At 38.2% G+C, this 5236-nt stretch carries 4 protein-coding genes; 3 read left to right on the top strand and 1 reads right to left on the bottom strand.

Annotated elements, in window-relative coordinates:
• Nucleotides 1–388 (top strand): sensor histidine kinase (locus H5072_RS11205; protein WP_182693560.1); only part of this gene is annotated, 388 nt, incomplete at its 5' end.
• Between the two features lie 499 nt (nt 389–887).
• Nucleotides 888–1604, top strand: coding sequence for a two-component system response regulator ArcA (arcA, locus tag H5072_RS11210; protein WP_002962549.1), 717 nt, complete (start codon nt 888–890; stop codon nt 1602–1604).
• A gap of 16 nt (nt 1605–1620) precedes the next feature.
• Here the strand turns inward: arcA and arcB are convergent, their stop codons facing one another.
• On the bottom strand, nt 1621–3939 hold the full coding sequence (arcB, locus tag H5072_RS11215) for an aerobic respiration two-component sensor histidine kinase ArcB (protein WP_182693561.1): 2319 nt from the start codon (nt 3937–3939) through the stop codon (nt 1621–1623).
• A 231-nt stretch (nt 3940–4170) separates the two neighbouring features.
• Here arcB and folE2 point away from each other — a divergent pair, with 231 nt between their 5' ends.
• The gene (gene folE2, locus H5072_RS11220; RefSeq protein ID WP_002962551.1) at nt 4171–5091 is read left to right on the top strand and encodes a GTP cyclohydrolase FolE2; all 921 of its coding nucleotides are present in this window, start codon (nt 4171–4173) and stop codon (nt 5089–5091) included.
• Nucleotides 5092–5236 lie beyond the last annotated feature (145 nt).

Raw genomic sequence — 5236 nt, forward strand, 5'->3', positions numbered from 1 at the left:
ATTGCCCAAAAAGCCTGTTGTAACTATCAACTGTCCGACCGACTTGGCTATTCATAGTAAGTCTGAACCTCTACAACAAGTTTTTCAGCAGTTACTTATGAACTCTGTAATTCATGGATTTATAGGTAAAGAAAACAATGAAATTCGCTTTGACGTAGAACTCGTCGGGAAAAAATTAACAATCATTTATTCTGACAATGGTCAGGGCGTTGACAAAAACATTAAAAATAGAATTTTTGACCCATTCGTAACTTCAAAGCGCGGGCAAGGCGCAAGTGGCTTAGGCATGCACTTAGTTTATAACCTAGTAACACAAGCACTTGGCGGAAGAGTGATGTTTGATCTTGAAGAAAAACGCGGTGCTCGCTTTATAATTACTATTCCTTAAATAAAGATCATTAAAAAGTGCATATATTTAAAATTTATCCTTGAATTAGCATTTAATGACCTCATTAATGAGGCATGTGATAAGTGCGTAACATTATTTAATTGCTTTAAATAAATATTACCAAGCGATTTATGAACTTTTTTATCTTTGCTGTATCACATACATTGATGAAAGGTTAAAAGGTTAAAAAGTGATATAGTTTTGCTTTGAATTAGTCTGATTATTTTAAGTACCTTGTTTAATTGAATGATATGTCAATTATCAAAGGAAAATGGCTTCGACTTTATGATTCAAATAGCTACATCCATGTATATATCAATTAAACAGTAGTTTTTGCACTGCCCTTTTTTAGTAGACTTTGGACACCCTACTGTTTTATTTTTATCCAATTTGTTTTTTCCTTGTTAACAAATGGGTATAATCCTATAATCTCTAGTAATCGGTTATAAATTAGTCACCGATTTTTTATAAATAATATATTCCAAAAGGTTAATTAATAATGCAAACGCCAGTCATTCTAATCGTAGAAGATGAAGACGTAACTCGACTGAACCTAGTTAGTTTATTTGAAGCTGAAGGGTACAAAGTTATTGAAGCCATTGATGGCGATGATATGCATGACAAGCTTACAAATAACGATGACGTTAATCTTGTAGTTATGGATATCAACCTTCCTGGTAAAAACGGTCTTATTTTAGCCCGTGAATTACGCCAAAAGCGTAAAGTAGGTCTTATATTCCTAACTGGTCGTGACAACGATGTTGACCGTATTTTAGGTCTTGAAATTGGCGCAGATGACTACGTCACTAAACCGTTCAACCCGCGTGAATTAACTATCAGAGCTCGCAACCTTATTACTCGTACTGCCTTAGGTGGCGAAGAGTCAGCACTAGAAACAAATGGTGTTATTACGTTTAATGGTTGGGAACTTGATGAAAACAGCCGTTGCCTTACTTCTCCAAATGGCGACGCTAAACGTTTACCTAAAGGTGAGTACAGAGCACTTCGTTTAATGCTTGATTCTCCAGGTCGCATTTTCAGCCGTGAGCAATTAATTAAGCATATGACAGGCCGTGAGCTTCGCGCAAATGACCGTACTGTTGACGTTACTATTCGTCGCATTCGTAAGCATTTTGAAAGTGATAACTCAACGTCTGAGTTAATCAGCACCATCCATGGTGAAGGTTACCGTTTCATTGGTAAAATTGACGCTTAATTAGAGCTAATTAGTTTCACTCTAATTGCTGTAAAAATAAATGAAGGGCTTTTTGTCCTTCATTTATTTTATCTGCCAAAATATCTAACCACTGCTTTAACACCTCATCAGATTCATCAATCGCACCATGTTCCATTATTTTGGCATGAAGCTGCACATCATTAAGACCTACTGAGCCAGCCGCCCCTTTGAGTTTATGCGCTACTGATTCATACTCTTCTCTATCACTAGTATTTAATGAAGTAAGTAACTCTTGCTGATATTGTGGACTTAGCTTTTCGAATAGCTGACTACTGCGTCTAAACACAACTAAGCCCATTGAATTGACAAAGTCTTCTATTGTTTCTATATCTAATAAGTGTGCATCAATGCCTTTAAGGGCTTCTTCACTTACTTTTAACAGTGGCTCTGTGCATTCACTTTGCTTAATTCCAAATAAATCAGCCAGCATTTTATCAAGCTTCACTGTGTTAATTGGTTTAGCAAGCGCCCCTTGTATTGATATACCTTCAAGCTCTTCTTCAGCACTACGAACATTGGCCGTAAGTGCCACAATAGGTAGTTTATCAAAATGACTATCTGAGCGTATTTGCTTGGCAACTACGTCACCATTTATATCAGGCAATTGCATATCAAGTAATACTAAATCTAAGTCATCTTCGGTTTCGACAAACGAGAGTGCATCTTCACCGGTTTCAGCCCACAACACTTCATGCCCGCGTTGCTCTAATAAGTTTGTAGCAATTTCGGCGTTAAGAGGTACATCTTCTACTAGTAAAATATACAAACCACGACCAACATAACTTTGCTCTGTTGGTGCTACACATAGACTAAGCGGTATTTGAACTGTAAAGCAACTTCCTTCGCCCTCAGTACTATTTACTGTAATTATCCCTTTCATCGCACTTACAAGTGCCTTAGTTACAGCCAAACCAATACCGGAACCTATTGCGTTAGTCCCTTTTAAATCTGGCGCTTTGTAATACATATCAAATATATGAGCAAGCTGCTCTGGCGGAATACCTTGGCCGGTATCCGATACTTTCATAACTAACCATGGGCCTTCAACTCTGTTTTCTCGGCTACATTCAAGTGTTACCTTTCCTTGCTGTGTAAACTTAACGGCATTATTAATTAAGTTCCAAACAACTTGGCGTAAGCGAGTTGGGTCGAGCTGTGCGTAAATATCCAGCACCCCATTGCGCTTAATATCAAACTCTAGCTCTTTTTGCTCCGCGATTAAGCCCGCAAAGTTAACAACGTCATTTATAAAGTCTGATACGTTAATAGAGTTGGTCACTATATCGAGCTGATCTCTATCTATTTTGTCTAAATCAATAATATCGTTAAAAATATTGCCGAGCGTTTCAGCACTCGAAAATATAGTATTACCCCAACTACGCTGCTGTTTGTTTAAGTCAGTATCAAGCAGCATTCGTGTTAAACCAACAATACCATTGAGCGGTGTACGTAGTTCATGGCTTAATGTGGCAATAAACTTACCTTTGTCTTTATAGGCCGTTTCGAGCGCTTGAGCGGCCTCCTTACGACTTGTGATATCACGACCAAAGCCCAGTAGACCAATGTAATCACCTTCATCATTTATAAAAGGTAATTTACGCAGCTCAAACCAACGCGTTTCGCCATTTACCTCATAACCCACATCAATGGTTAGTGCTTTATGGCTTTGCTCTACTTCTTTATCGGTTTTCAAAACTTCAGATAAAAAGTGACTCGGGAATATCTGCTCCACCGTTTTGCCAATTAGTTCGCTACTTGATTTACCCATTACTTCTTCAAACATTTTATTACAACCGGCAAACACGCCATTGTTATCGCGGTAATAAAATAAATCAGGAGATGAATCAACTATTGAGCGCTGCAGCATGCTTTGTTGAGCAAGTTCTTGTTGTGTTTTTTTACGCTCAGCAATTTCTCGTCGTAGTTCTTCGATAGCGCGGTGCTTGGCATGAAATGCCATTTTACGCTCATCAATTTCGATGTTTAGACGGTTAATGTTATCTTTTAGGGTTTGATTTAAAAGCTTTTCTTGCTTGGTGGCGCTGTCTAAATAAGCATATGAGGCATCTAGTTGTCGAATTGAATTAAGCAACACACTTATAATTAAAGGAGAAACCACAGCCGTAAAAAATACCACGGCTAAAATATCAACCAGGTGTAATTCGCCTATCGCCACATAATAAAACATGCTCGATAAAATAAGAGATACAGTTAAAAATAAAGTGTAACAAATAGCAGCGGTTTTAAATTCACCAAATCGCGTTATTGAGCTGGAAAGTACCCGAGCCCAAGGGCTCAAAGAATAATCGGTCATACGTAATTTTATCTCTTAGCTGTGTACTTAATATAAAGAAGGCAATGCGTATGTATAAACATACCATTTTCCCAGATTTTAGCATTTTTCTCCTACCACTACTCACGTTGTGCGATAAAAACAGAATTTTTCATGTTTGATTTAGCTCATCTATTAAACTCATCATTTCAGCAATAAATTATTTAGTGTAAAATGCCCCGCTTTATTATCCCCAAAATACGAGTAGCGCACATGCAAACCAATATGCCAGATATAGCAGACACTGCACCCGCTTTACAAACAGGTAAATTAGACTGGGTTGGCATGGGCGAAATAGAACTGCCATTTATTTTTGAATCCCGAGACTTATCTCCAGTTACAGTAAACGCCAAAGCGCGTGCATTTGTAAATTTACATAAAGAAGATGCCAAAGGCATTCATATGTCACGTCTATTTTTGGCACTTGATCTGCTTTCAACCGAGCAGCAAGTCAATCCGCAAACGATAGCGCAAGCACTCGATACCTTTATAACTAGCCACGAAGGGCTGAGCGATAAAGCACAAATTGAATTCAAATTTGAATTACCGCTACGCCGTAAGTCACTATTAAGTGGTAAAGCGGGCTGGAAAAGCTACCCAGTTGTACTTACCAGTACAATTGAAAATAACGTTATTAGCTACGAGCTAACCGTAGATGTTACTTATTCTTCAACGTGCCCATGCTCTGCTGCACTTGCGCGCCAGCTTATACAAAACGCGTTTAACGAAAAGTTTAACCAAGAAACGTTAAGCCAAAAAGATGTGCACGAATGGCTAGGCACTACACAAGGCATTGTAGCTACTCCCCACTCGCAGCGCTCTATTGCCAACGTAAAAGTAAAGCTTGATAGCAACATTCAAGAATTTGACGTAGTTACGCTAATTAACACTCTTGAAGCTGAGCTTAAGACACCAGTACAAGCGGCAGTAAAACGTGAAGATGAGCAAGAATTTGCCCGTTTGAATGGTCAAAACCTTATGTTTTGTGAAGATGCAGCGCGTAAAATTAAAGCATTGCTAGAGGCAAACAATTACAGTGATTATTGGCTGCAAATAAACCACTATGAGTCACTGCATGCACACGATGCTGTAGCTATTGCAGTAAAAGGTATTAAAGGAGGCTACAAAGCTTAATCGCTGTGTAGCTATTGCTTGTAAACCAGTCGGTAATTATTTTATAACCCATACTTTTTAGGCACGTAAATTGCTTTGTTTGAGCAGTGTCAATTTGTTGTTATGGAGTTACCGTATGGAATTCGCTTTATTATTAATCCTAGTA

Source organism: Pseudoalteromonas sp. SR45-5 (assembly GCF_014163565.1).
GTDB classification, from domain to species: domain Bacteria; phylum Pseudomonadota; class Gammaproteobacteria; order Enterobacterales; family Alteromonadaceae; genus Pseudoalteromonas; species Pseudoalteromonas distincta.

Bases quoted from the DNA above. Each gene is read 5' to 3' on its own strand.
- arcB (WP_182693561.1), bottom strand. From the start codon at position 3,939: ATGACCGATTATTCTTTGAGCCCTTGGGCTCGGGTACTTTCCAGCTCA.
- folE2 (WP_002962551.1), top strand. From the start codon at position 4,171: ATGCAAACCAATATGCCAGATATAGCAGACACTGCACCCGCTTTACAA.
- arcA (WP_002962549.1), top strand. From the start codon at position 888: ATGCAAACGCCAGTCATTCTAATCGTAGAAGATGAAGACGTAACTCGA.